Origin of the sequence: Streptomyces griseofuscus (assembly GCF_014673495.1) — a bacterium.
Taxonomy (GTDB): domain Bacteria; phylum Actinomycetota; class Actinomycetes; order Streptomycetales; family Streptomycetaceae; genus Streptomyces; species Streptomyces murinus.
Genome location: NZ_CP051006.1, coordinates 2,200,868 through 2,227,000 on the forward strand (window position 1 = coordinate 2,200,868; position 26,133 = coordinate 2,227,000).

The 26,133-nt window shown below is 68.8% G+C and carries 19 protein-coding genes; 8 read left to right on the forward strand and 11 right to left on the reverse strand.

The features are described 5' to 3' along the window. The first annotated feature begins 223 nt into the window (after positions 1 to 223). Together HEP81_RS09695 and HEP81_RS09700 are read left to right on the forward strand one after the other, a co-directional pair. Positions 224 to 1,441: a thiolase family protein gene (locus tag HEP81_RS09695; RefSeq protein WP_037655383.1), complete on the forward strand. Its 1,218-nt coding sequence runs from the start codon at positions 224 to 226 to the stop codon at positions 1,439 to 1,441. After that, positions 1,438 to 3,564, forward strand: a complete 2,127-nt coding sequence (locus tag HEP81_RS09700; protein WP_037655382.1) for a 3-hydroxyacyl-CoA dehydrogenase NAD-binding domain-containing protein — start codon at positions 1,438 to 1,440, stop codon at positions 3,562 to 3,564. The genes HEP81_RS09695 and HEP81_RS09700 overlap by 4 nt, the downstream gene beginning before the upstream one ends. Positions 3,565 to 3,660: 96 nt before the next feature. Here HEP81_RS09700 and HEP81_RS09705 read toward each other — a convergent pair whose 3' ends face one another. Then, entirely contained in the window at positions 3,661 to 4,677 is a 1,017-nt protein-coding gene (locus HEP81_RS09705) for a DUF8189 domain-containing protein (RefSeq protein ID WP_037655380.1), read from the reverse strand. Between the two features lie 55 nt (positions 4,678 to 4,732). On the opposite strand from HEP81_RS09705, the gene HEP81_RS09710 reads away from it, so the two are divergent. Continuing rightward, the gene (locus HEP81_RS09710) at positions 4,733 to 5,110 is read left to right on the forward strand and encodes a PIN domain-containing protein (protein WP_037655534.1); all 378 of its coding nucleotides are present in this window, start codon (positions 4,733 to 4,735) and stop codon (positions 5,108 to 5,110) included. Positions 5,111 to 5,147: 37 nt separating this feature from the next. Here HEP81_RS09710 and HEP81_RS09715 read toward each other — a convergent pair whose 3' ends face one another. The 9 genes from HEP81_RS09715 to ngcE form a co-directional block, all read right to left on the reverse strand. Then, the gene (locus HEP81_RS09715; protein WP_037655532.1) at positions 5,148 to 6,659 is read right to left on the reverse strand and encodes an amino acid permease; all 1,512 of its coding nucleotides are present in this window, start codon (positions 6,657 to 6,659) and stop codon (positions 5,148 to 5,150) included. 151 nt (positions 6,660 to 6,810) lie between these two features. Beyond that, a complete protein-coding gene (gene dxs, locus HEP81_RS09720) occupies positions 6,811 to 8,739 on the reverse strand; it encodes a 1-deoxy-D-xylulose-5-phosphate synthase (RefSeq protein WP_037655379.1) in 1,929 nt (642 codons plus the stop codon). A 132-nt stretch (positions 8,740 to 8,871) separates the two neighbouring features. Next, positions 8,872 to 10,179: a sugar ABC transporter permease gene (locus HEP81_RS09725; protein ID WP_037655378.1), complete on the reverse strand. Its 1,308-nt coding sequence runs from the start codon at positions 10,177 to 10,179 to the stop codon at positions 8,872 to 8,874. Continuing rightward, positions 10,176 to 10,967: an ATP-binding cassette domain-containing protein gene (locus HEP81_RS09730; RefSeq protein WP_037655376.1), complete on the reverse strand. Its 792-nt coding sequence runs from the start codon at positions 10,965 to 10,967 to the stop codon at positions 10,176 to 10,178. Before HEP81_RS09730 ends, HEP81_RS09725 begins: the two co-directional genes overlap by 4 nt. Positions 10,968 to 11,165: 198 nt before the next feature. Further along, positions 11,166 to 12,263, reverse strand: a complete 1,098-nt coding sequence (locus tag HEP81_RS09735) for a substrate-binding domain-containing protein (RefSeq protein ID WP_037655374.1) — start codon at positions 12,261 to 12,263, stop codon at positions 11,166 to 11,168. Between the two features lie 133 nt (positions 12,264 to 12,396). Further along, complete coding sequence (locus tag HEP81_RS09740; protein ID WP_037655372.1) at positions 12,397 to 13,608, reverse strand: ROK family transcriptional regulator; 1,212 nt, start codon at positions 13,606 to 13,608, stop codon at positions 12,397 to 12,399. Between the two features lie 203 nt (positions 13,609 to 13,811). Continuing rightward, on the reverse strand, positions 13,812 to 14,735 hold the full coding sequence (locus HEP81_RS09745) for a carbohydrate ABC transporter permease (protein WP_037655371.1): 924 nt from the start codon (positions 14,733 to 14,735) through the stop codon (positions 13,812 to 13,814). A 4-nt stretch (positions 14,736 to 14,739) separates the two neighbouring features. Then, positions 14,740 to 15,666 carry a carbohydrate ABC transporter permease gene (locus HEP81_RS09750; protein WP_037655369.1) on the reverse strand — a complete coding sequence of 309 codons (927 nt, stop codon included), beginning with the start codon at positions 15,664 to 15,666 and terminating at the stop codon, positions 14,740 to 14,742. 29 nt (positions 15,667 to 15,695) lie between these two features. Next, positions 15,696 to 17,141: an N-acetylglucosamine/diacetylchitobiose ABC transporter substrate-binding protein gene (ngcE, locus tag HEP81_RS09755; RefSeq protein WP_037655368.1), complete on the reverse strand. Its 1,446-nt coding sequence runs from the start codon at positions 17,139 to 17,141 to the stop codon at positions 15,696 to 15,698. 381 nt (positions 17,142 to 17,522) lie between these two features. On the opposite strand from ngcE, the gene HEP81_RS09760 reads away from it, so the two are divergent. The 3 genes from HEP81_RS09760 (at position 17,523) to HEP81_RS09770 (ending at position 24,544) form a co-directional block, all read left to right on the forward strand. Beyond that, positions 17,523 to 21,323 (forward strand): GH92 family glycosyl hydrolase, encoded by a 3,801-nt coding sequence (locus HEP81_RS09760; RefSeq protein ID WP_190275974.1) that lies wholly within the window; start codon positions 17,523 to 17,525, stop codon positions 21,321 to 21,323. 190 nt (positions 21,324 to 21,513) lie between these two features. Continuing rightward, complete coding sequence (locus HEP81_RS09765) at positions 21,514 to 24,201, forward strand: DNRLRE domain-containing protein (RefSeq protein ID WP_243279353.1); 2,688 nt, start codon at positions 21,514 to 21,516, stop codon at positions 24,199 to 24,201. A gap of 13 nt (positions 24,202 to 24,214) precedes the next feature. Further along, a complete protein-coding gene (locus tag HEP81_RS09770; RefSeq protein WP_125207601.1) occupies positions 24,215 to 24,544 on the forward strand; it encodes a hypothetical protein in 330 nt (109 codons plus the stop codon). 7 nt (positions 24,545 to 24,551) lie between these two features. Here HEP81_RS09770 and HEP81_RS09775 read toward each other — a convergent pair whose 3' ends face one another. Beyond that, a complete protein-coding gene (locus HEP81_RS09775) occupies positions 24,552 to 24,956 on the reverse strand; it encodes an ATP-binding protein (protein WP_037655365.1) in 405 nt (134 codons plus the stop codon). A 145-nt stretch (positions 24,957 to 25,101) separates the two neighbouring features. On the opposite strand from HEP81_RS09775, the gene HEP81_RS09780 reads away from it, so the two are divergent. Further along, positions 25,102 to 25,887: a helix-turn-helix domain-containing protein gene (locus tag HEP81_RS09780; protein ID WP_078967356.1), complete on the forward strand. Its 786-nt coding sequence runs from the start codon at positions 25,102 to 25,104 to the stop codon at positions 25,885 to 25,887. Then, entirely contained in the window at positions 25,884 to 26,129 is a 246-nt protein-coding gene (locus HEP81_RS09785) for a DUF397 domain-containing protein (protein WP_037655363.1), read from the forward strand. Before HEP81_RS09780 ends, HEP81_RS09785 begins: the two co-directional genes overlap by 4 nt. Positions 26,130 to 26,133: the final 4 nt, after the last annotated feature.

Sequence of the window (26,133 nt, forward strand, 5' to 3'; positions counted from 1 at the left end):
TGCGCGGACGGTCGGCGAAGTACGGCGGCTGCGGGTCTTCGTGGGTTGCTCGCGCGGTTCCCCGCGCTCTTCGGGGCGCGTCCGGGGTCGTAATCGCGCCAAGATGGCGGCTGTCGGTGTGACCTTCGCCGCTCCCCGACGGTGGACTGGGCAACTACATTACTCGCAAGTAGCATGGGCTTAAGCAAGCGCTCAGCGTCCCGCACCATGGAGGAGAGCCATCGTGCCTCGTACCGTCAGGGACGTCGTCTTCGTCGACGGCGTCCGCACCCCGTTCGGCAAAGCGGGCCCGAAGGGCATCTACCACGAGACTCGCGCCGACGACCTCGTCGTCAAGGCGATCCGGGAGCTGCTGCGCCGCAACCCCGGGCTGGACCCGAAGAAGATCGACGAGGTCGCCATCGCCGCGACCACGCAGATCGGTGACCAGGGTCTGACCCTCGGCCGCACGGCCGGCATCCTCGCCGGACTGCCGCAGTCGGTGCCGGGTTACTCCATCGACCGCATGTGCGCCGGTGGTCTGACCGCCGTCACCTCCGTCGCCGGCTCCATCGCCTTCGGCGCGTACGACGCCGTCATCGCCGGTGGTGTCGAGCACATGGGCCGCCACCCGATGGGTGAGGCCGTCGACCCCAACCCGCGTTTCGTCAGCGAGAAGCTGGTGGACGAGTCGGCCCTGTTCATGGGCATGACCGCGGAGAACCTGCACGACCGCTACCCGAGCCTCACCAAGCTGCGTGCCGACCAGTACGCGGTGCGCTCGCAGGAGAAGGCCGCCAAGGCGTACGCCGACGGCAAGATCCAGCAGGACCTGGTGCCGATCTCGGTGCGCCGCACCACCCCCGTCGGCGGCGAGACCGGCTGGGGCCTGGTCACCGCCGACGAGCCGATGCGCCCGGGGACCACCCTGGAGGGCCTCGCCAACCTGAAGACGTCGTTCCGCGTCCACGGTCGCGTCACCGCCGGTAACTCGGCCGGTCTGAACGACGGTGCCACCGCGTCGATCGTCGCCAGCGAGGACTTCGCCCGCGAGCACGGCCTCCCGGTCAAGATGCGCCTGGTCTCCTACGCCTTCGCCGGCGTGGAGCCCGAGGTCATGGGCTACGGCCCGATCCCGGCCACCGAGAAGGCGCTCGCCAAGGCGGGCCTGTCCATCTCGGACATCGGCCTGTTCGAGATCAACGAGGCCTTCGCCGTCCAGGTCCTGGCCTTCCTCGAGCACTACGGCATCGCGGACGACGACGCGCGCGTCAACCAGTACGGCGGCGCCATCGCCTTCGGCCACCCGCTCGCCTCCTCCGGCATCCGTCTGATGACCCAGCTGGCCCGCCAGTTCGAGGAGCAGCCGCACGTCCGCTACGGCCTGACCACCATGTGTGTCGGCTTCGGCATGGGCGCGACGGTCATCTGGGAGAACCCGCACTTCGAGGGGGACAAGTGAGCACCACCGAGCTTCTGAAGCAGGCTTCGGGCCTGTTCCCCGACGAGGTCGTCACCAGTGCGCACGTACGCCACTTCGACCTCCCCTTCGGCGCCGGCCGCTTCGCGCTGATCACGCTGGACAACGGCCTGGACCACACCAAGCCGACCACCTTCGGACCGGCCTCGCTCGCCAACCTGAACGCGGCGATCGACCAGGTCGAGCAGGAGGCGGCCGAGGGCGCGATCGCCGGTATCGGCATCACCGGCAAGCCGTTCATCTTCGCCGTCGGCGCCGACCTCAAGGGCGTCGAGCTGCTGAAGGAGCACGAGCACGCGCTCGCCATCGGCAAGGGCGGCCACGAGGTCTTCAAGCGCCTCTCGGGCCTCGCCGTGCCGACCTTCGCCTACTACAACGGCGCGGCCATGGGCGGCGGTGTCGAGGTCGGTCTGCACTGCACCTACCGCACCGTCTCCAAGGCGATCCCGGCGTTCTCGCTGCCCGAGGTCTTCCTCGGTCTGGTCCCCGGCTGGGGCGGCTGCACCCTGCTGCCGAACCTGATCGGCGCCGACAAGGCCGTCTCGGTCATCATCGAGAACTCGCTGAACCAGAACAAGCAGCTCAAGGGCAAGCAGGTCTTCGAACTGGGCATCGCCGACGCCCTGTTCGAGGGTGCCGACTTCCTGGAGCAGTCGCTGCTGTGGACCGCCCAGGTCCTCAAGGGCGACATCACCGTCGAGCGCCCGGAGATCGACCGCGGCGAGGCCTGGGACCAGGCCGTCGCCAAGGGCCGCTTCATCGCCGACTCCAAGGTGCACGGCGCCGCCCCGGCCGCATACCGCGCCCTGGAGATCATCGAGGCCGCCAGGAACGGCGACCTCCAGCAGGGTTACGACGCCGAGGACCAGGCGCTCGCCGACCTGATCATGGGCGGCGAACTGCGCGCCGGCATCTACTCGTTCAACCTGGTGCAGAAGCGCGGCAAGCGCCCCGTCGGCGCCCCGGACAAGAGCCTGGCCCGCCCGGTCACCAAGGTCGGCGTCGTCGGCGCCGGTCTGATGGCCAGCCAGCTCGCGCTGCTCTTCCTGCGCCGTCTGGAGGTGCCGGTCGTGCTGACCGACATCGACCAGGAGCGTGTCGACAAGGGTGTGGGCTATGTCCACGGCGAGATCGACAAGCTGCTCGGCAAGGGCCGTATCCACCAGGACAAGGCCAACCGCCTCAAGGCGCTGGTCACCGGTGTCCTGGACAAGGCCGAGGGCTTCGCGGACGCGGACTTCATCATCGAAGCCGTGTTCGAGGAGATGAGCGTCAAGCAGAAGGTGTTCGCGGAGGTCGAGGCGGTCGCCCCGGCGCACGCGGTCCTCGCGACCAACACCTCCTCGCTGTCGGTGTCGGAGATGGCCGCCAAGCTCCAGCACCCCGAGCGGGTCGTGGGCTTCCACTTCTTCAACCCGGTCGCGATCCTGCCGCTGCTGGAGATCGTGCGCGGCGAGCAGACCGACGACGCCTCCCTGGCCACCGCCTTCGCGGTGGCCAAGAAGCTGAAGAAGACCGCGGTGCTGGTCAAGGACGCCCCGGCGTTCGTCGTGAACCGCATCCTGACCCGCTTCATGGGCGAGATCCAGAACGTCATCGACGAGGGCACCCCGGTCGAGGTCGCCGAGAAGGCGGTCGAGCCGCTGGGCCTGCCGATGTCCCCGCTGGTCCTGCTCGAACTGGTGGGCCCGGCGATCGGCCTGCACGTCTCGGAGACCCTCAACCGGGCCTTCCCGGACCGCTTCACGGTCTCCCCGAACCTGAAGGCCGTGGTCGAGGCCGGCAAGCGCGGCTTCTACGTCTACGACAGCGGCAAGCCGGAGCTGGACCCCGAGGTCGCGGCGCTCCTCAAGCAGGGCGATGTCGTCCTGACCGAGGACCAGGTGCGCGACCGCGTCCTGGACGCGGTGGCGCAGGAGATCGGGCTGATGCTGGACGAGGGCGTCGTCGCCGAGGCGCAGGACATCGACCTGTGCCTGATCACGGGCGCCGGCTGGCCCTTCCACCTGGGCGGCATCACGCCGTACCTGGACCGCGAGGGCGTCTCGGAGCGCGTGAACGGCAAGCCGTTCCTGGCCCCGGGCGTGGCGAGCGTCCCGGCGTAACCCCGGCAGCGTGAACGCGAAGGGCCCCCGCCTCGGCGGGGGCCCTTTCGTATGCGTTCGTCCGCGCTCGATACGGTCGTACCGCTCTCGACCCGCTCAGACCGCTCGCCACGCCTCCAGTGCGAGGCCCGGTTCGGCCTTGCGGCGGGTCAGGAGGAGTTGGCCGATCGACGGGGAGAGGGTCGCCGCGACCACCCGGCCGTCCTGGTCGGTTGTGAGGCACACCCGGGCGTCCACCGTCAGCCGGGGGCCCGACTCGGTCCACCAGGCGCCCGCGGACTCCAGTTCGGTCGGGTAGGCGGCGAAGGCGACGCGGCCGGCGGCGGAGCGCTGGGCCAGCAGGGTGCAGTCATGGCCGTCGAGGTCGCAGCGGACGGCGCCGACCGGGCCGTGGCCGGCGGCCGTCAGCAGGGTGACCGGTCTGCCGCCGGGCCGCCAGGCGCGTAGTTCGCCGTCGGTGCCGGTGTAGTAGAGCGTCGTGTTCTCGGCGGACGTGGCGAGGGCGTACAGGGTCCCTGGGCGGACCGGGGCCTTCAGGGTCTCCTGGAGTACCGGCTGGGCGCCGGGGGCCTCCTGACGCCAGTACAGAACGCCCTCGGGGCCCGCCGCGTACAGCTCGACCCTGCCGGACTCCCCCGTCACCGCGGCGAGTCCGTCCTGGACGCCCTTTCCGCCGAGGTCCCGCCAGGGCTCCCAGCCGCCCTTCTCCTTCTGCGCGAGCATGCTGACGCCGCCACCCTTGTTGCGCACGAAGACATGGGCGCGGCCCTGGGCGTCCACGGCGACGGCGGGCTGTCCGGTGCGGTCGCCCTTCTTGTCGGGGTGGCCGACCGGGCTCCAGTCCAGGGCGGCGAGGTGGGCGCGGTAGTGGGTGGAGTGCACGAGGCCCGACTCGCCCTTGCCGGTGGGCCGCCAGGACACCAGGTGGGTGTAGCCGTCCGCGCCCTGGCCGAGGGCCGGGACGGGGTGCAGTCTCTGTTCGCCGCCGACCTTGCGCGGACCGGTCCAGGGGCCGCCGGGGGTGCTCTCCGCCCGGCACAGGACGGCGTCGCCCGCCGACTGGTAGACGCTGAGCCGGCCGTCGCGGCCGCGCAGGAGCCAGTCTCCGTTCACCCGGTCACTTTAAGCCGGAACCCTGTGCGTCCGGCGAGCGGGCACCATGGCAGGCATGACGAACGATCTGCCTCTGCTCATCGTCGACGGCGCCAATGTGGTCGGCTCGGTGCCCGACGGCTGGTGGCGCGACCGGCGCGGGGCCGCCGAACGGCTGCGCGACCGCCTGGTGGCGTACGCCGCCTCCGGTACGGCGGAGCTGCCCGGGCCGCTCGAACTGGTGCTGGTGGTCGAGGGCGCCGCGCGCGGGGTGGCGTCCGTGCCGGGGGTGCGGGTGGCGGAGGCGCCCGGCAGCGGGGACGACCGGATCGTGGAGCTGGCCGGGGAGGCGGCGGGCCGTACCTGTCTGGTCGTCACCGCGGACCGCGAGCTGCGGCGCCGGGTGACGGCGCTGGGGGCGGGGGTGACCGGGCCGCGCGCGGTGCTCGGCTGAGCCGGGCCCGCCGCGGGGCCCCGCGTCACCGGGCCGGTCACGAGATCGGCGGCGCGGGCTCCGGCTCCGACGGCTGCTCGGGGTGGGCGAGCCGGCTGTGCGAGCGGCCGTAGAGGAAGTAGACGGCGAAGCCGATCACCATCCAGATGGCGAACCGCAGCCAGGTCTCGGCGGGCAGATTGAGCATCAGCCAGAGCGTGGCGCACACGGAGACGATCGGAACGACCGGAACCCAGGGGGTACGGAAGGCGCGGGGCAGGTCGGGGCGCGTCTTGCGCAGAATGATCACGCTGATCGCCACGACCACGAAGGCGAACAATGTGCCGATATTGACCAGTTCGGCAAGCTCGCTGAGGCTGGTGAAACCGGCGACGATCGCGATGATCACTCCGAGCAGGATGGTCGGCCGGTGCGGGGTCCGGAACCGGGGGTGCACCCGGGAGAAGAAGCGCGGCAGCAGCCCGTCGCGGCTCATCGCGAAGAACACCCGGGTCTGGCCGAGCAGCAGGATCAGGCACACGGTGGTCAGTCCGATGGCGGCGCCGAAGCTGATCACGCCCGCGTACCAGGGGTGCCCGATGGATTTGAAGGCGTCGGCGAGCGGGGCGTCCACGGACAGCTGGGTGTAGTTCTGCATGCCGGTGACGACGACGGAGACGGCCACGTAGAGCACGGTGCAGATGATCAGCGAGCCGAGGATGCCGCGCGGCACGTCCCGCTGCGGGTTGCGGGTCTCCTCGGCGGCGGTGGCCACGATGTCGAAGCCGATGAAGGCGAAGAACACCACCGAGGCGGCGGTGAAGATGCCCATCACGCCGAAGTTGGCGGGCGCCCAGCCGAACATCAGCTGTACCAGCGGCGCCTTGAGGCTGGCACCGGCGGGCACCGGCTGGGCCGGCGGGACGAAGGGGTGGTAGTTGCGGGACTGCACGAAGAACGCGCCCGCGATGATCACAATGAGCACGACGGCCACTTTGATCGCGACGACCAGCGAGGTGATCCGGGCCGAGAGCTTCATGCCGAGGACGAGGATCGCGGTCAGGACGAGCACCAGGAGCGCGGCGAGGATGTCGAAGCCGAAGCCGTGGGCGCCGTCGCGTCCGGAGAGGTACCCCGGCAGGTGCCAGCCCGCGTTGTCGAGCAGCGAGCGCATGTAGCCGGACCAGCCGACCGCGACCACCGCGGTGCCGAGCGCGAACTCCAGGACCAGGTCCCAGCCGATGATCCAGGCGGGCAGCTCGCCCAGGGAGGCGTAGCTGAAGGTGTACGCCGAGCCCGCCACCGGGACCGTGGACGCGAATTCGGCGTAGCACAGGGCGGCGAGGGCGCAGACCACGCCGGCGGCGACGAAGGCCAGGGCGACCGCGGGTCCGGCGTTGTTCTTCGCGACCTGTCCGGTCAGAACGAAGATACCGGTACCAATGATCACGCCAACGCCGAAAACGGTCAGATCGAGCGCGGAGAGCGACTTCTTGAGCGCATGCTCCGGTTCCTCGGTGTCCCGGATCGATTGCTCGACGTTCTTCGTCCGGAAGAGCGAGCTGCCCACGTTGCTGCCTCCCACGCTTGTCGTCCTCGACCTGGTCGACTTGATCGAGAGGACCGGGACGCGAGTGCCCCGTGACAGGCAGGCTTACGCACGCGGGCCGGTTCCGCCACCGCAAGGAGGGGCGGAACCGGCCCGGTTGGGAGCGCCGGTCCTAGTCGCGCGCGGTTTCCACGGAGTCCACCGGGTCCGCCGTACGGTCGAACCGGCCGTCCAGCCTGGCGACCAGACCGGTCACCTGGCGGGCGATGTCGGGCGCGGTGAGCCCGATCTCGGTGAGCACCTCGGCGCGCGAGGCGTGGTCGAGGAAGCGCGGCGGGATGCCGAAGTCGCGCAGCGGTACGTCGACGCCCGCGTCGCGCAGCGCCTGCGCGACGGTGGAGCCGACGCCGCCGACCCGGCTGTTGTCCTCGACGGTGACGACGACCCGGTGCCGCTCGGCCAGCGGGGCCATCGCCTCGTCCACGGGCTTGACCCAGCGCGGGTCGACCACGGTGGTGGAGATGCCCTGCTTGTCGAGCAGGCCGGCGATCTCCAGGCACATCGGGGCGAGGGCGCCGACGGAGACCAGGAGGACGTCGGGCCGTTCGGTGCCCGCCTCGCGCAGCACGTCCATGCCGCCGACCCGGCCGACGGCGGGGACGGCGGGGCCGACCGCGCCCTTGGAGAAGCGCACCACGGTCGGCGCGTCCTCGACGGCGACGGCCTCGCGCAGCTGGGCGCGCACCTGGTCGGCGTCGCGCGGCGCGGCCATCCTGAGGCCCGGGACGACCTGGAGGATCGACATGTCCCACATGCCGTTGTGGGAGGCGCCGTCGGTGCCGGTGACGCCGGCCCGGTCGAGTACGAAGGTGACGCCGCACTTGTGCAGCGCCACGTCCATCAGGACCTGGTCGAAGGCGCGGTTGAGGAAGGTGGCGTAGACGGCGAAGACGGGGTGGACGCCCCCGTGGGCGAGGCCCGCGGCGGAGACGGCGCCGTGCTGCTCCGCGATGCCGACGTCGTACACCCGTTCGGGGAAGCGTTTGGCGAACTTGTCGAGGCCCACCGGCTGGAGCATGGCCGCGGTGATGGCGACGAGGTCCTCGCGCTCCTCGCCGAGCTTGACCATCTCCTCGCCGAACACGGAGGTCCAGTCGGCGCCGGACGCGGCGATCGGCAGGCCGGTGTCGGGGTGGATCTTGCCGACGGCGTGGAAGCGGTCGGCCTCGTCCTGGAGCGCGGGCTGGTAGCCGCGGCCCTTCTCGGTGAGGCAGTGCACGATGACCGGGCCGCCGAACCGCTTGGCGCGGGCCAGCGCGGACTCCAGGGCCTCGATGTCATGGCCGTCGATCGGGCCGACGTACTTCAGGCCCAGGTCCTCGAACATGCCCTGCGGGGCGATGAAGTCCTTCAGGCCCTTCTTGGCGCCATGCAGGGTCTCGTACAGCTGGCGGCCGACGACGGGGGTCTTCTCCAGCACCTCGCGGGTGCGGGCGAGGAAGCGCTCGTAGCCGTCGGTGGTGCGCAGCGTGGCCAGGTGGTTGGCGAGGCCGCCGATGGTGGGGGCGTACGACCGCTCGTTGTCGTTGACGACGATGACGAGGGGGCGGTCCTTGGCGGCGGCGATGTTGTTGAGCGCCTCCCAGGCCATGCCGCCGGTCAGCGCGCCGTCACCGATGACGGCGGCGACGTGGCTGTCGCGCTTCATGAGCTGGTTGGCCTTGGCGATGCCGTCGGCCCAGCCGAGCACCGTGGAGGCGTGGCTGTTCTCGATGACGTCGTGCGCGGACTCGGCCTGTGCGGGGTAGCCGGAGAGGCCGCCCTTCATCTTCAGCCGGGAGAAGTCCTGCCGGCCGGTGAGGAGCTTGTGCACATAGGACTGGTGGCCGGTGTCGAAGAGCACCTTGTCCTTGGGGGACTCGAACACCCGGTGCAGGGCGATGGTGAGCTCGACCACGCCGAGGTTCGGGCCGAGGTGTCCGCCGGTCTTGGAGACCTCCTCCACGAGGAAGGTCCTGATCTCCCCTGCCAGCTGGTCCAGCTCCTCCAGGCTGAGCCGGTCCAGATCGCGCGGTCCCGTGATGCGGGTCAGCAGCGGCACCCGTGCCTCCTTGCAATAGAGCTGATCGAGCTTGCCGGGCTCGCCAGAGTCTAACTTTCCGACGGCGCCCGGCATGAACGTGCCCGGCACCTTGGGGTGCCGGGCACGTGGAGTTCGCCGAAGCGGGGTGCGTCAGGCGCGTCCGGCCGTCTTCTGCGTCTTACGGGTGATCGCGTCGATCACCACGGTCGCGAGCAGCACACCACCGGTGATCATGTACTGCACGGGCGACGCGATGCCTTCGAGCGCGAGGCCGTACTGGATCGAGACGATCACCAGCACACCGAGCAGCGCGTTCCAGGTGCGGCCGCGGCCGCCGAAGAGCGAGGTGCCGCCGATGACCGCCGCGGCGATCGCGTTCATCAGCAGGTCACCACTGCCGGCGCCCTGGTTGGCCGCGGCGATCTTGGAGGCCATCATCAGACCGCCGATCGCGGCGAAGGTGCCGGAGATCGCGAAGACCGAGATGCGGACCATGTTGATGTTGATACCGGCGCGGCGGGACGCCTCGACGCTGCCGCCGAGCGCGAACACCTTGCGGCCGTAGGCCGTGCGGCGCAGCGCGAAGTCCGTGATCACCAGCATGGCGAGGAAGATCACGACGGCCAGCGGCAGGCCCTTGTACTGGTTGTACACGGCCGCGGCGGCGAAGGAGACGATCGCGAGCAGCACCGTACGGAGAATGGTTTCGCTCAGCGGCCGCGACGGGACGCCGGCGGCCTCGCGGCGCCGGTTGCCGAAGTAGGACGAGAGGAAGAACAGCACGGTGGCGACGAGCGCGAGACCGTAGGCGGCGGCGACGTCGGAGAAGTAGTAGCTGGTCAGCTTGGCGACCAGGCCCTGGTCGTCCAGGTTGATGGTGCCGCTGTCGCCCAGGATCTGGAGCATGAAGCCGTTCCAGAAGAGCAGACCGGCCAGGGTGACGGCGAACGCCGGGACACCGATCTTCGCGAAGAAGAAGCCGTGCAGCGCGCCCGCGACGGTGCCCACCAGGATGGACAGCACCAGGGCGAGCCAGGCGGACATGCCGTGGGTGACGGTCAGCACCGCGTAGGAGGCGCCCGCGACACCGGAGACCGAGCCGACCGAGAGGTCGATCTCGCCGAGCAGCAGCACGAAGACGATGCCGACGGCGATCATGCCGGTGCCGACCATGTCGACGGAGATGTCGGAGAGGTTGCCCGCGGTGAGGAAGTTGGAGTTCAGGCTCTGGAAGATGATCCAGATGACCGCGAGGCCGATGATGACCGGAACCGAGCCGAGGTCACCGGCCTTCATCTTCCGCTTGAACTCGGTGAGGTAGCCCGCGAAGCCCTGCTCGCGCACGAGCAGCCGGGGGTCTACGGCGGTGACGGTGCCGGCCGCCGCCTCGGGGTTCTCCACGACGGCGTCCTGGGGAGTGTGGTCCTCGGGAGGCGTGGAGGTCTTGTCCAGACTCACTTCTGGACCTCCTTGGTGCTACGCGCCGCACGCCGGGTGACGGCGTTGTCGGTGGCGCCGGTGATGGCGGAGATGATCTCTTCCTGAGAGGTCGAGGCGACGTCGAACACGCCGTTGTTGCGGCCGAGGCGCAGCACCGCCACCTTGTCGGCGACGGCCTTGACGTCGGCCATGTTGTGGCTGATGAGGATGACGGCGTGGCCGCGCTCGCGCAGCCGCTCCACCAGGTCGAGCACCTGTGCGGTCTGCTCGACGCCGAGGGCCGCGGTGGGCTCGTCCAGGATGACCAGCTTGGGCTCGCCGAGCATGGAACGGGCGATGGCCACCACCTGGCGCTGACCGCCGGAGAGGGAGGCGATCGGGATGCGGACGCTGGGGATGCGGATCGACAGCTGGTCGAGCAGATCGCGGGAGCGGCGCTCCATCTCCACCTCGTCCAGGACGCCGCGCTTGCGCAGCTCCCGGCCCAGGTAGAGGTTGCCGACCACGTCGATGTTGTCGCACAGCGCGAGGTCCTGGTAGACCGTCGCGATGCCCAGACCCTGGGCGTCGTTGGGCCGGTTGACCTGGACGGCCCGGCCTTCCCATTCGATGACGCCCTCGTCGATGGGATGCACGCCGGCGATCGTCTTGACCAGCGTGGACTTTCCGGCGCCGTTGTCGCCCACCAGGGCGACCACCTCACCGGCGTGGACCTCAAGCTCTACGTCGGTGAGCGCCTGGACGGCACCGAACCGCTTGGAGACCCCGCGCAACGCCAGCACGGGCGTAGCGGACACGTGAACCATCTCCTTCGCCGCCTGACCCGGCGGGAGGTTGTGCAGAAAGTTTGGGGGGGTTCCGTCCGGCGCCCCGCGCCGAGCTTGCGGGGCTGTATGTGTCGCGGAGCGCCGGAGGACAGTGGGACGCCTTCGCCCCTCACGAAAGGGGCTCCTCGGGGGGTTACGGGGGTGAACTCCCCGAGGAGGAAGGCGCGTTGCGGCGGATTACTCCAGGCCGAGCTTGGCGCAGGCGGCCTTGTACTGCGAGGTGCAGATGTCGGCGGCCGTGTAGACGCCGTCCTTGATGACGGTGTCCTTGATGTTGTCCTTGGTCAGCGCGGTGACCGGGAGGATGACGGTCGGGACCTGCTTGGTGGTCGGGCTGTCGACCTTGTCCTTGGCGATGGAGTCGAGCGACTTGCCCTGGGCGAGCGCGACGGCCATCTCGGCGGCCGCGGCGGCCTCCGGGGCGTAGGGCTTGTAGACGCTCATGTACTGGTCGCCGCTGACGATGCGCTGCACACCCGCGAGCTCGGCGTCCTGGCCGGTGACCGGGACGGAGATGCCGGCGGCCTTGAGGGCGGTGATGATACCGCCGGCCATGCCGTCGTTGGCGGAGTAGACGCCGACGATGTTCTTCTTGCCGAGCGCGGAGATCGCGGCCGCCATGTTGGAGTTGGCGTTCTCCGGCTTCCAGTCCTTGGTGTCGTACTGCTTGCCGATGTTCACCTTGCCGTCGAGCACCTCGTGGGCGCCCTTCTTGAACTGCGCGGCGTTCGGGTCCGTGATGGAGCCGTTCATCATCACGATCTTGCCGGACTTGGCCTTGGAGCCCAGGGCCTTCAGCAGGGCCTCGCCCTGGGTCTTGCCGACGGTCTCGTTGTCGAACGAGGTGTAGGCGCTGATCGGGCCCTCGGCCAGCCGGTCGTAGGCGACGACCGGGATGCCCGCGTCCTTGGCCTTCTGCACCGAGCTCTTGATCGCCGCCGTGTCCACGGCGTCCACGATGAGGACGTCCACCTTGTTGGTGATCATCGTGTCGACCTGCTGGTTCTGCGTGCTGGCGTCCTGCTTGGCATTGGCGTAGACGATCTGGCCCTTGCCGTTCGTCAGCTCCTTGACCTTCTTCTCGATCAAGGGGCGGTCGAACTTCTCGTAACGGGCCGTCTGGTTCTCCGGAAGGAGCAGACCGACCTTGATGGCATCGCCCTTCTTGGCGCTGCCGGAGGACTTGCTTCCGCCGCCGGACTCCTTGGCACTGCCACAGGCGGCGAGCGAGACGGCCATGGCACCAGCGGCAACGGCGAAGGCCGCGCGACGCATACGCGTGTTCACTTCTCAAACCTCCCTGACGAGGCCGCGTCGTTGCGGCCGAGGTGGCTGGAAGTCAACTCGGCCACACGTGCGACGTCAAGAAGTAAATCCTTAACGAGATGGCAACGGTGCCATTCCTTCTCTAAGTGAAGGCAGGTGCGGACACGGCCGGAGCACCGGTGGCGGATCCGTCCAGAAGGGCCGAATCGCCCATCTCGCTCAGGGCGAGGGCGAGTGCGCCCAGCACCTCGGCGCGGCCGCCAAGTGCCCCGGGAAGCACGGTGAGTTGGCGGGCGGCGCTGGGGATCGCGTAGCGGCTGACGGACTCCCGGATGGGCCCGAGGACCAGCTCGCCGGCCTCCGCGAGATCGCCGCCGAGGACCACCCGGCTGGGGTTGAGAAGATTGCAGAGGTTGGCCACGCCGCTCCCGATGTGACGGCCGACATCGGCGACCACCCGGCGGCATCCCGGGTCGCCCTCCCTGGCGAGCCGTACGACGCCCTCCATGGTCAGGTCGGAGCCGTGGCTGGGCTGGAGCAGCGGGAGGACGTAGCGGGCCGCCGCGAAGGTCTCCAGGCAGCCGCGGTTGCCGCAGCGGCAGACCGGGCCGGACTCGTCCAGGGTGATGTGACCGATCTCGCCCGCGGTGCCGCCCGGCCCGCGGTAGATCTTGCCGTCGATGACCAGGCCCGCGCCGACGCCGCTGGCGACCTTGATGTACGCGAGGTCGCGCACGCCCTTGCCGCTGCCCCAGACCAGTTCGCCGAGGGCGCCGAGGTTCGCGTCGTTGTCCACGTGGACGGGCACGCCGAGGCGTTGTTCCAGTTCCTCGGCCGGCTTGGTGCCGCCCCAGCCGGGCAGGATGGCGCTGTGTCCGAGGGTCCCGGACTCCAGGTCGATGGGGCCCGGCACGCCGAGGCCCACGCCCGCGACCTTGGAGCGGTCCACGCCGGTGGCCACGATCAGCCTGCTGACCAGCTCTTCGGCCCGGTCGAAGCCCTGGGCGGCGGAGGCGTCCACGTCCAGTGGCTCGGCCTCCTCGGCCAGCACCTGGTGGGCGAGGTTGCCGACCGCGACCCGCAGATGCTGGTGCCCGAAGTCGACGCCGATCACAATGCCCGCGTCCCCGCTGAGGCTGACGCTGCGGGCCCGGCGCCCGCCCGCCGAGGTGGGCGTGACCTCGACCGTCCCGCCGTCCTTCAGCTCCCGCACGATGTTGGAGACCGTGGCGGCGGACAGGCCGGTCGTCCGCGCGATCTCCGCCTGCGTGAGCGAACCGGCAAGCCGGACGGCCCGTACCACCCGCTCCAGGTTGGCTCGGTGCAGTGACGACTGCGACCCTGGAGTCTCCACGACGACCTCCTGAGCGCGGGGCCGCTTCGGCGAGGCCCCGTGTATGTCCAACTAGTGAACTCTAAGCTGAGCCGTTCGGGGCGACTCACGTCAAGAGGTTGAGCCAGATCCGGGATACACCGCAGCGGCGCACGCCGCCCGGGGATCCGGTACGGCGTGCGCCTGTACGACTACGAGATGTCACCCCCGGGTGAGGGGGCGCCCTACTTCAGCGCCCCCGCGGTGAGCCCCTGCACCACCTGCCGCTGGAAGATGATGTACGCCCCGAGCACCGGCAGCATGGCCATCACCAGGCCCGCGAACAGGCCCGACCAGTCGCCCTTGTAGCCCTGGCTGACCGCGAGCTGGACCAGGCCCTGGGTGAGTACCTTCTTGTCGGGGTCGGTGTTGAGGACCGTGGGCAGCATGTACTGGTTCCACTGGCCCAGGAAGTTGAAGATGCCCACGCTGATCAGGCCGGGCTTGGCCATGGGCAGCATGATCTGGAAGAACGTACGCGTGTGCGAAGCTCCGTCCACGAACGCCGCTTCCGCCACCGAGGTCGGCAGGGTGCGGAAGAACGCCGTGAGGAAGAAGACGGTGAAGGGCAGCGAGTACGCGATGTAGACCAGGATCAGCCCGTGGATGGTGTTCAGCAGGCCCATGTTGTTCACGACGTAGAACAGCGGGACCAGCGCCAGCATGATCGGGAAGCTCATGCCGCCGATGAACAGGTAGTAGATGAAGCGGTTGCCCGGGAAGTCGAAGCGGGCGAGCACGTAGGCGGCCATCGAGCCGAGCACCAGGGTCCCGATGAGTGAACCGCCCACCACCAGGACGGTGTTGAGGAAGTAGCCGCTCATGTTGGCCTCGGTCCAGGCCCTGGCCCAGTTCCCGAAGTGCAGCCGGTCCGGCAGCGCCCAGGGCGAGCCGAAGATGGAGCCGTCGTCCTTGAAGGACGTCATCACCGCCCACAGCAGCGGCGTGACCACCATGATCGCCCAGATGACCAGCACGCCGTGGGAGAAGACGTTGAGGACGGTGCCCTCCCTTTTGCGGCGGCCCGGCTTCGAAACCGGCACATCCACCTTGGAGACGCTCGCACCGGGCTCGGCCGGCGGCGGGGCGGGGGTCTCGGTCGTCTTCATCGCTTCAGAACTCCAGCCGCTCGCGACGGCCCAGCCGCATCACGATCGCCGCGAAGGCGAGCGTGACGACCAGCAGGGCGACGCCGATGGTGGTGGCGTAGGCGGCCTGACCGTCCCGGAACGCCTTCTGGTACACGTACAGGACCAGCACGGTGGTCGAGTAGTCGGGCCCGCCCGGACCGGTCGTCATGATCTGTACGACCGCGAACGACTCGGCGCCGAGCGCGAGGATGCCCATGTAGACCCAGCCGGACTGCACGGTGTCCCACAGCAGGGGCAGGGTGATGCGGAAGAAGGTGGTGGCGCGGCCCGCGCCGTCGATCAGCGCGGCCTCGTACAGCTCGGCCGGGATCGAGGCCATGCCCGCGGAGAAGAGGACCACGAAGAAGCCGGTGGTGGACCAGACGAGCACCGCCATCACACACCACAGGGCGAGGCTCGGATCACCCAGCCACAACGGCTGCACATGATCGAGCCCGATCCCGCGCAGGAGCGAATTGATCGCTCCGCTGTCCGGGTTGTAGGCGAACTGGAAGAGGAGCGCGACGATCGCGATGGACAAGACCTGCGGAAAGAAATAAACGATCTTGTAGAAGGAGGAGCCCCGCACACCTGTGATCGCGGGGCCGCCCCTTCTGCGTCGTCCGCCCACATTGATCATGAAGGCGAAGAAAAGCGCCAGACTGATCGTCACGATCGGCAGCACCAGAGCGAAGAGCAGGCTGTGCTGCAACGACTTCCAGAAGACGTCGTCGTGCAGCATCCTCTTGTAATTGTCGAGGCCGACCATCTTGAATTCGGGGCTCAGCCCGGTCCAGTCCGTGAACGAGTAGTAGATGGACTGGATGAAGGGCCACACCACGAACAGCGCGTACAGTCCCAGGGGTACGACCAGGAACCCCACGATGAACCGGTACTTGCCGTGCTGCATCGTTACTCCGGTGCGCTCGGGGGTGCTGGTTACTGGTGCTTGTAGTGCTTGATGGTGGTGTCCTTGGCCGCCTCGTCGGCGAAGCCCTGGATCTTCTTTATGGCCTCCGCCGGGGTGAGCCGGCCCGCCATCATCTCGCCGAGGGCGCCCACGCCGATCTTCTCCTTCTGCAACTGGACGTACCAGTCCTGGAGACGCGGGTTCACCACATTGGTGCCGGCCAGCTTCAGCGCCGCCACGCCGGACTTCAGGCCCGGGGTCAGCTCGATGCCGTCGGTGCCGCCGTTGTAGGCGGAGAGCGACTTCACCTTGGAGGTGAAGTTCTTCGAGGACGCCTCGGAGAGCATGATGCGCAGCTGCTCCATGCCGCCCTCGGGGTTCGCCGCCTTGGAGGGCACGATGAACGGCTCACCGCCGGACGCCCAGATGGTGCCGAAGGGCATCTTGTCGCTGCTGTCGATGCCGGAGGGCGCCGAGACCGCGAGGTTGAAGTCGGCGGGGATGACGTTCGCCGACTCGTTCTCCACCCAGGAGCCGTTCGGGATGAACAGGGCCTCGCCCTTGGCCCACGCCGTCTGCGACTGGATGTGGTCGAGACCCGGGGTGCCCTTGAGGATGTAGCCCTTCTTGAACAGCTCGTAGTACGCCTCGAAGCACGCCTTGACGGCCGGGTGCTTCCAGGCGTTCGGCTCCAGGTTGTCGATGGCGTTGAGGACCTCGACGCCGCCGACCTTGCCGATCATCGGGTAGAGCGAGAAGGGGATGTAGTACGGGTACTTGCCCGCGTACGTCCAGCCCGCCATGCCCTTCTTCTTGGCCTTCGCGCAGACCTGGAGCATCTCGTCCCAGGTCTTCGGGTACTCGGCGTCCAGTGAGTCGAGCGCCTTCTGCGAGTACCAGACGCCGTAGACCGTGTACGCGTAGTACATGATCCACACCGGGTTGCCGTCGAACTGGCCCATCTCCACGATGCCGGGGCGCAGCGTGTCGCGGACCTTCTTGCTCGGGTCGTCGTACGACGGCGCGTCGAGCAGCGGGGTGAGGTCGGACAGCTGGTTCTTGCCGACCAGGACGCCCATGTCCATCTGCTCGGCGCCGGAGTTGTCGATGAGGTCCGGCGGGTTGCCCTCGTTGAAGCGGGGCTGGAGCGTGGACTGGATCTTCTGGGTGGCGGAGAACTTCACCTGGGCCTTCGGGAAGTCCTTCTGGTAGATCTTGACCGCGTCCTGCGCGTACTCCTTGCCGAAACCGCCGTCGAAGAGGACGAACTCCATCTTGGCGGTGTCGTTCACGCCGAGCGGATTCTTGGCGGTCTTCTTTCCGGCCTTCGCCTTGCTCTGGCCGTCGCCGCCGCTGCTCGCGCAGGCGGACAGCAGGCTCATCCCCGGAACGGCGACCAGGCCGAGTGCGGCGGACCGCCTGATCAGTTCTCGGCGGCCGACACCCTCACGATCGTGATGCGCAGTGGATCCCATGCTCAAGTCCTCGCCTTCTCCAGGACTCAGGCGGTGAACCGGATCCTGCCCGGCACCGCGGTCGGGTCAAGCTGGGTGGTGCAGGAAGTGCTACGTGCATGAACTGCCGGGATTGCTCTTGTACCGGGCGCCGACAGGTATAGTCCACTTCCCGCCAGCGGAGCAAGATCGAATGCAGGGTTGGCCGTGGGTCTTTTCCGAGTTGAGACCTCGCCGACATGGGAGCGGGCTGTGTACGGCCCCGGGGAAATGCGCGCGACATCAACCCCTGAATGACACGCCCAACACCCTTGACATCACCCCTCACTTGACCACCTACTTGGTTCCTGTGTACCGCCTATGACAACGTTGTCGGCAACGGCGCGGGGAGGAAATCCGTCCATGCAGCGGAGAACTCGGCACAGATGGGGCCCGGCGGCCGTGCTCACGGCCGCCTTCGTGATGGCCGTGGGCGCGCAGGGCGCCGCGGTCGCGCTGCCCGCCAAGGCCCCGGTGGGCGACCGGGAGTTCGTATCCTCGTTCGAGGCGGGTGATCCCGCTCCGGACTGGCTGAACACGGTCGACACCGGCGCGGACGGCACCCCGCGCGCCTCGGGCGTGGACGGCGGCTACAGCACCGGCATACCGGGCAATGTGAACGACCATGTCACCGAGGTCCGGGCGAGCGGCGAGAACGCCGGCGCGGGCGAGGTGAAGGAGAACCTGGCCGACGGCGAGTCCGGCACCAAGTGGCTGACCTTCCAGCCCACCGGCTGGGCGGAGTTCGACCTGGACAAGCCGGTCGAGGTGCGGACGTACGCGCTGACCTCGGCGAACGACGCAGCCGAACGCGACCCGCGGGACTGGAAGCTGCTCGGCTCCACCGACGGCAAGGACTGGAAGACCCTCGACACGCGGGCGGGCGAGACCTTCTCGGAGCGGTTCCAGACCAAGTCGTACGGCCTTCAGCAGGCGGCGGAGTACCAGCACTTCCGGCTTGAGGTGACGAAGAACAACGGCGCCCCGGACATCCTCCAGCTCGCGGACGTGCAGTTCGCCACGGGCGGGGGCGGCGGGCCCGTACCGCAGGACATGCTGACGCTGGTGGACAAGGGCCCGACCGCCTCGCCGACGGCCAAGGCGCGGGTCGGGTTCACCGGGACGCGGGCGCTGCGGTACGCGGGGCGGCACACGGCGAGCGGGCGCGCGTACTCGTACAACAAGGTGTTCGACGTCAATGTGAAGGTCGGCCGCGACACGCAGTTGTCGTACCGGATCTTCCCGTCGATGGCCGACGGTGACCGGGACTACGACGCGACCAATGTGTCCCTGGACCTCGCCTTCACCGACGGCACCTACCTCAGTGACCTCGGCGCGCTGGACCAGCACGGGTTCCCCCTGTCGCCGCGCGGGCAGGGCGACGCCAAGTCGCTGTACGTCAATCAGTGGAACGACGTGGTCGCGCGGATCGGCTCGGTCGCGGCGGGCAGGACGGTCGACCGGATTCTCGTCGGGTACGACTCCCCCACCGGGCCGGCGAAGTTCCGCGGCTGGATCGACGATGTGTCACTGAAGCCGGTCGCGCCGGAGAAACCGAAGGCGCATCTGTCCGACTACGCGCTGACCACGCGCGGCACGAACTCCAGCGGCAGTTTCTCGCGCGGCAACAACTTTCCCGCGACCGCGCTGCCGCATGGTTTCAACTTCTGGACGCCGGTGACCAACGCGTCGTCGCTGAGCTGGCTCTACGAGTACGCACATGCGAACAACGACGCCAATCTGCCGACGATCCAGGCGTTCAGCGCGAGCCATGAGCCGAGCCCGTGGATGGGTGACCGGCAGACCTTCCAGGTGATGCCGTCGGCCGCGGCGGGCACCCCGGACACCGGCCGGGAGGCGCGGGCGCTGGCGTTCCGGCACGAGAACGAGACGGCACGGCCGTACTACTACGGCGTACGGTTCGAGAACGGGCTCAAGGCGGAGATGGCGCCGACCGATCACGCGGCGGTGATGCGCTTCACCTACCCGGGCTCCGACGCGAGTGTGCTCTTCGACAATGTCACCGAGCAGGCGGGGCTGACGCTGGACAAGGAGCACGGGGTCGTCACCGGCTACTCGGACGTCAAGTCGGGCCTGTCGACGGGCGCGACCCGGCTGTTCGTGTACGGCGTGTTCGACAAGCCGGTCACGGACGGCTCGGCGAGCGGGGTGAAGGGCTATCTGCGCTTCGCGGCCGGCGCCGACCACCGGGTCACGCTGCGGCTCGCGACCTCGCTGATCAGCGTCGACCAGGCGAAGGACAATCTGCGCCAGGAGATCCCCGGCGGCACCTCCTTCGACACCGTCAAGGCGCGGGCGCAGCGCACCTGGGACAAGCTGCTCGGCAAGGTCGAGGTGCAGGGCGCGACACCGGACCAGCTGACCACGCTGTACTCCAGCATGTACCGGCTGTACCTGTACCCCAACTCGGGCTACGAGAAGGTGGACGGGAAGGACCGGTACGCGTCGCCGTTCTCGCCGATGCAGAGCCAGGACACCCCGACGCACACCGGCGCGAAGATCGTGGACGGCACGGTGTACGTCAACAACGGCTTCTGGGACACCTATCGGACGACATGGCCGGCGTACTCGTTCCTGACGCCCTCTCAGGCGGGCGCGATGGTCGACGGGTTCGTGCAGCAGTACAAGGACGGCGGCTGGACCTCGCGGTGGTCCTCCCCCGGCTACGCGGACCTGATGACCGGCACCTCCTCGGACGTGGCGTTCGCCGACGCCTATGTCAAGGGCGTGAAGTTCGACGCGAAGGCGGCGTACGAGGCGGCGCTGAAGAACGCGACCGTCGTACCGCCGAGTTCGGGCGTGGGCCGCAAGGGCATGAGCACGTCCCCCTTCCTCGGCTACACCGGCACCGACACCGCCGAGGGGCTGTCCTGGGCGATGGAGGGGTACGTCAACGACTACGGCATCGCCCAGATGGGGGCGGCGCTGTACAAGAAGACGGGCGAGAAGCACTACAAGGAGGAGTCCGACTACTTCCTCAACCGCGCCCGCGACTACGTGAACCTCTTCGACCCGAAGGCCGGTTTCTTCCAGGGCAAGGACGCCAAGGGCAACTGGCGGGTGGATTCGTCGCGTTACGACCCCCGGGTGTGGGGTTACGACTACACGGAGACCAACGGCTGGGGCTACGCCTTCTCCGTGCCGCAGGACACCCGGGGCCTGGCCGATCTGTACGGCGGCAGGCAGCAACTCGCCGATAAGCTTGACCAGTTCTTCGCCACCCCGGAGACCGCGTCCCCCGAGTACGTCGGCTCCTACGGCGGGGTCATCCATGAGATGACCGAGGCGCGGGACGTGCGCATGGGCATGCTCGGGCAGTCCAACCAGGTCGCGCACCATGTCTCGTACATGTACGACGCGGCGGGGCAGCCGTGGAAGACACAGGCGGCGGTGCGGCAGATCCTGTCCCGGCTCTACCTCGGCAGCGAGATCGGTCAGGGGTATCACGGTGACGAGGACAACGGCGAGCAGTCGGGGTGGTTCCTCTTCTCCGCGCTCGGCTTCTACCCCCTGGTCATGGGCAGCGGCGACTACTCCATCGGCTCCCCGCTGTTCAAGAAGGCCACCGTGCATCTGGAGAACGGCCGTGATCTGGTGGTCCGGGCGCCGGGCAACAGCGCGAAGAACGTGTATGTGCAGAGCGTGACCTTCGACGGCCGTCCCTGGACGTCGACTTCACTGCCGCAGTCGCTGCTCGCCAAGGGCGGGGAGCTGACCTTCACCATGGGGCCGCGGCCCTCGGCGTGGGGCTCCGGGAAGAACGCCGGGCCGGTCTCGATCACCCAGGACGACAAGGTGCCCGCGCCCCGGTCGGACCTGCTGCGCGGGGAGGGCGCCCTGTTCGACAACACGTCGGCGACGGACGAGACGTTCACCTCCGTCGATCTGCCGGTGAGCGGGTCCGGGAAGCCGGTGCAGTACACGCTGACGTCGGCGGACCACACCACCGCGCCGACCGGCTGGACCCTCCAGGGCTCGGCCGACGGCACGACCTGGCGGACGCTGGACCACCGCTCCGGCGAGACCTTCCCGTGGGACCGGCAGACCCGGGCGTTCACCATCGCGGCGCCGGGGTCGTACGCCAAGTACCGGTTGGTGCTGGGTGGTTCGGCGACGCTGGCGGAGGTGGAGCTGCTGGGGTGAGGTGAGCGGCCGGCACGGCCGCCCCCCTCCTTGACCAAGTGATGTACACGTAGTTGTCAACCCAAGAACTGGTCAAGATTGAGTCATGTGTGCTTCTATTGCGCCGCTCAATCGATCATGTGCGGCTCACCGCGTACCGGGGCGTATGCCTCACCGGTACGCGGTGAGCCGCTGCTTTGGGAGTACACACGTGAAATCCACCTGGCACGCCGGCGGCATAGCCATGCTGACCGCGGGAGCGGTCCTGCTGTCCACGCCGAACGCCGCCGTGGCCGCGGACCGGCGGAGTTCCGCGGACGCCGACGCGGAACAGACCGTCTCCGGGCTGCTGGAGGCGGTGGACCGGCTCAAGGCCCATCCGGTCGGGGAGGCCGAGACCGTCCAGGCGGCGCAGACGGCGGCCCGGATGCAGGACCGCCGGGTCGAGGTCCTCCAGATGCGCACGGAGACCGACACGGTCTTCGCCAACCCGGACGGCACCCTCACCCGTGAGAGCGCCGCGGCTCCCGTCAGGATGGTCAAGGACGGGCGCTGGGTGGATGTCGACGTCGACTTCGAGCGCGCGGCCGACGGCGGCGTCGTCGCCAAGGCGCACCCGGAAGGGCTGCGGCTCGCCGGAGGGGGCGGCACGCCCGCGCGCTCGCTGAAGCGCGCGGCGGCCACGCCGCGGGACGAGGCACGCGATCTGATCACGCTGGGCAGCGGCGACGAGAAGATCTCCCTTCAGTGGAAGGGCGGCCTGCCCGCTCCCCGCCTCTCCTCGAACACCGCCACGTACGAGGACGCGGTGCCGGGCGGTGATCTGGTGGTCGAGGCCACCCGCACCGGCTTCGAGCAGTACCTCACGCTGCGCCGGGCTCCGCAGGACGGCGCTCCGCTGGTGCTTCCGATCGTGCTTCCCGGGGGCATGACCGCGAAGGCCGGTTCCGGTGGCGGTGTCGACTTCGTCGACGGCTCCGGCGAGACGGTGGCGGTGATGCCCGCCCCGATGATGTGGGACGACCAGGTCGACCAGCGGTCAGGGGAGCACGTCAACCGCAAGAAGGTCGCCATGGAGGTGACCCAGTCCGGCGACACCGCACAGCTCACCCTGCGCCCGGACGCCGAGTGGCTCGCCGATCCCCGGACCCGGTACCCGGTGACCGTCGACCCGGCCACGGACGCCCTCGACGTCCTCTTCGACACCTTCGTCCAGGGCGGCGACACCACCGACCAGTCCGCGAACACCGATCTGAAGATCGGCTGGCCCGGAGACCAGGAGGGGAACACCAGGCGCGTCGCGCGTTCCTTCCTGACCTTCCGCACCGCGAACTTCGCCGACGCGCTGGTCTCCAAGGCCGCCCTGAAGCTGTGGAACTACCACTCCTGGTCCTGCGAGAAGCGCGGCTGGGAGGTGTGGGCCGCGGGCGCCGCCGACAAGAACACCCGGTGGACCAAGCAGCCGCCGATGACGGAGAAGGCCGCGAGTTCCACCGAGACCAGGTCCGCCGCCTGCGGCGACGAGGGGTGGGTGACGGCCGACATCACGAAACTGGCGCAGACCTGGTCCTCCGCCAAGGCGGAGACCGGCTCCGTGGCGCTCAAGGCCGCCGACGAGTCGGACACCTACGGCTGGAAGCGCTTCCACTCCGCGAACGCCGCCGACGGCAAGAGGATCCCCACCCTGGAGGTGACGTACAACTACCGTCCCTACAACGGGCTGAACCTCCAGGCCGGTGCGCCGTTCATCTCCTCGGGCGGCATCTTCAAGGTGAACAGCACGACGCCGGTCCTGCGGTTCTCCACCGTGGACACCAACGGCGAGGACGAGGTCACCGGCACCTACGAGATCACCGACACCGCCACCGGCCAGGTCGTCGCGACCGTCAACGCGGCCCCGGTCCCGGCCAACAGCACGTCACAGGTCAAGGTCCCCGCGGGCAAGCTCGTCACGGGCCGGACCTACAGCTTCCGCACCACCTCCTACGACGGCACCCATTACGCGAACGGCTGGTCCGACCCGGTTCGCTTCACCGTCGACACGTCCTGGAAGCCGACGGCGGCCGAGAACGCCCTCGGGCTGGCGAACACCTACTCCGACGCCGCCGACATCACCGCCGCCACGTCCTCGGACTCCTCCTACGCCTCGATCGCGGTCACCGAGGAGAACGTCGTCTCCGTCCCGTGGGACGGCAGGAACAACGCCATCGACGTACGCAACGCGCTCATGCCCAACCGGCTCACGATCCCCGAGGCCGGGTCCAAGGGCACCCAGGTCGGAGGGAACGTCGTCTACACGTCCTCCGGCCCGGTCGACACCGTCGTACAGCCCACGGTGGACGGCGGCTCGCGCACGCTGAACATCATCAAGGACGGCTCCGCGCCGCACGACTACACCACCGGCTTCACCATCCCCGCCGGGATGAAGGCCGTGACCCACGACGACGGCTCGGTCTCGCTGTACGCGGAGGGCGACGAGAACGCGGAGAAGGCGCCCTCGTCGGACGCCGCCGCCTTCTTCGACGCCCCCTGGGCGAAGGACGCCCACGGCAACGACGTGCCCACCAGCTACAAGGTCGTGGGCAACACGCTCGTCCAGCACGTCGAATTCGGCGCGGACAGCGCGTTTCCCATCGTGATCGATCCTTCCTGGTGGTCCACCACCAAGAAGATCGTCATGTGCGCCGCGACGGTCGCGGGCTTCATCTTCACCTTCACCCCGGCGGGCAGCTCCGCGCGCGTCGCGACCGCCGTGAAGCTGGTGAAGCGGATCGGGGTCAAGAAGACCGCGAAGCTCATCCAGACCTACGCCAAGCGACGCAAGCTGACGTCGGCGCACCGCAAGGCGGTCACGGCACTGCTGGGCATCGCCGCCATCAAGAAGTCCTGCAAGTTCTGAACCGGAGCACCAGTTGATCGCCATAGCAGCAGCACTCGCAGAGATCGTGCTGATCCTCGTACAGCGTTGGCGCGCACCGTCCGGCGGCCCCGTGGCCACACCCTGGCCCCACCTGGCCGCGGCGCTGGGCGCGGGCCTGGTGGGGTGGCTGGTCATCGGCCGGCCCGACCCCGCATGGGACGAGGTGTCCCTGGCCGTGATCACCGGAGTGATCCTCGGCTCCGAGGCCGCGCGGTCGGCGAGGGTCCTGTCCGGCAAGGAGTGGGCGGGCTGGGCGACGGCCTGCGGCAGCGGAGCGGCCTCAGCCACCTGGCTGCTGGCCACCCCGCTGCCCTTCATGTGAGGGCCCCTCACGTCAGGGCGAACTCGCACCACGCGATCTTGCCGGGGTTCCGCTCCCCAACGCCCCACTTGTCGGACAGCGCCGACACCAGGAGCAGGCCGCGGCCGCCCTCGTCCAGGCCGGGGTGCGCGACCTGCGGGACGCCCGTTCCGCTGTCGTGGACCTCGACCCGGACGACCGTGCCGTCCCGGCGCAGCCGCAGCAGGAAGCCCCGGCCCGGCGGGACCCCGTGCACGACCGCGTTCGTCGCCAACTCGCTCACACAGAGCAAGACGTCCGCGCTCCGCTCCCAATCGGTCAGCCCCCAGTACGACAACGACCACTCCGCGAACCGTCTGGCAGCGGGGACGGAGCGGCGGGCCCGCGCGTAGAACTGGTCGCGCTGACGCAGGAGTTCAATCTGCTCGTTCACGGGGCGAATGTCGCGCAGCGTGACTAGTCTGCGGCAGTAAGCGATCCCGTACAGATTGTTTGTACGGGATTGTGCGGGGTGGCGTACGGGTGGCACGGGGAGTTCAACAGGCATGACGCCTACACGGAGGAAGAACCAGTCGGCCATGAAGATGCTCGGCCGTCAACTGGGCACGGCGCGCCGGGCGGCGGGCATGAGCCAACCCGCACTGGCCGCGGCGCTGAATGTCAACGACGAGACGATCGCGTCGATCGAACAGGGCCGACGGCCCCTGAAGTTGGACATCGCCGAGAGGTGTGACGAGCTTCTGGGCACCAAGGGGACATTGGCGGCGGGGGTGACGAACCTGCCGGAGATCGATCAGTTCCCGCTCTGGGCGGAGGAGTACATGGATCAGGAGAAGGTCGCCGTCGCATTGTCCTGGTACGACAACGCGGTCATCCCTGGTCTGTTGCAGACCGAGGCGTACGCCCGCGCGGTTCTACAGAATCGCGTCCCGGCGTACGACGAGGAGAGCCTGGAGAGGACGCTACGGCTGCGACTCGATCGCCAGGAGATCCTCAAACGCAAGTGTCCGCCGACGCTGAGCTTCGTGGTGTGGGAGCCCGCGCTGCTCCTGCGGATCGGCACTGCGGAGACCCGGAGGAAGCAGCTGCGGTACCTGCGCGAGGTGGCCGAACTCCCTTGCGTGTCACTCCAAGTGTTGCAGTCCGAGAGCCCCCTGCACGCGGGTTTGGACGGCCCCTTCGCTCTCCTCGAAACCCCGGATCACCAGCACCTCGCGTACACCGAATCGCAGCGCGGCAGCCAGTTGGTCTCCGACCCCGAAGAGGTGTCTCGCCTGGCGCGCAAATATGCGATGCTGCGGACACAGGCCCTGAACATCCAGTACTCCAAGGGCCTGCTCGACCGCCTGCTAGGAGAGCAATGAGCGCGGAAGCACTTCAGTGGTTCAAGTCGACCTACAGTGGGAGCGAAGGCGGCGCCTGCCTCGAAGTGGCCGTCACCTGGCGCAAGTCGAGCTACAGCGGCGACGAAGGTGGCCAGTGCGTCGAAGTCGCCTCCTGCGCTCACTCCATCCTGGTTCGTGACTCGAAGCAGGACCCCTCCGAGGCTCCCACCCTCCGTGTCAGCCCCCTCACCTGGGCCGCCTTCACCTCCTCGGTCCGGTGAACAG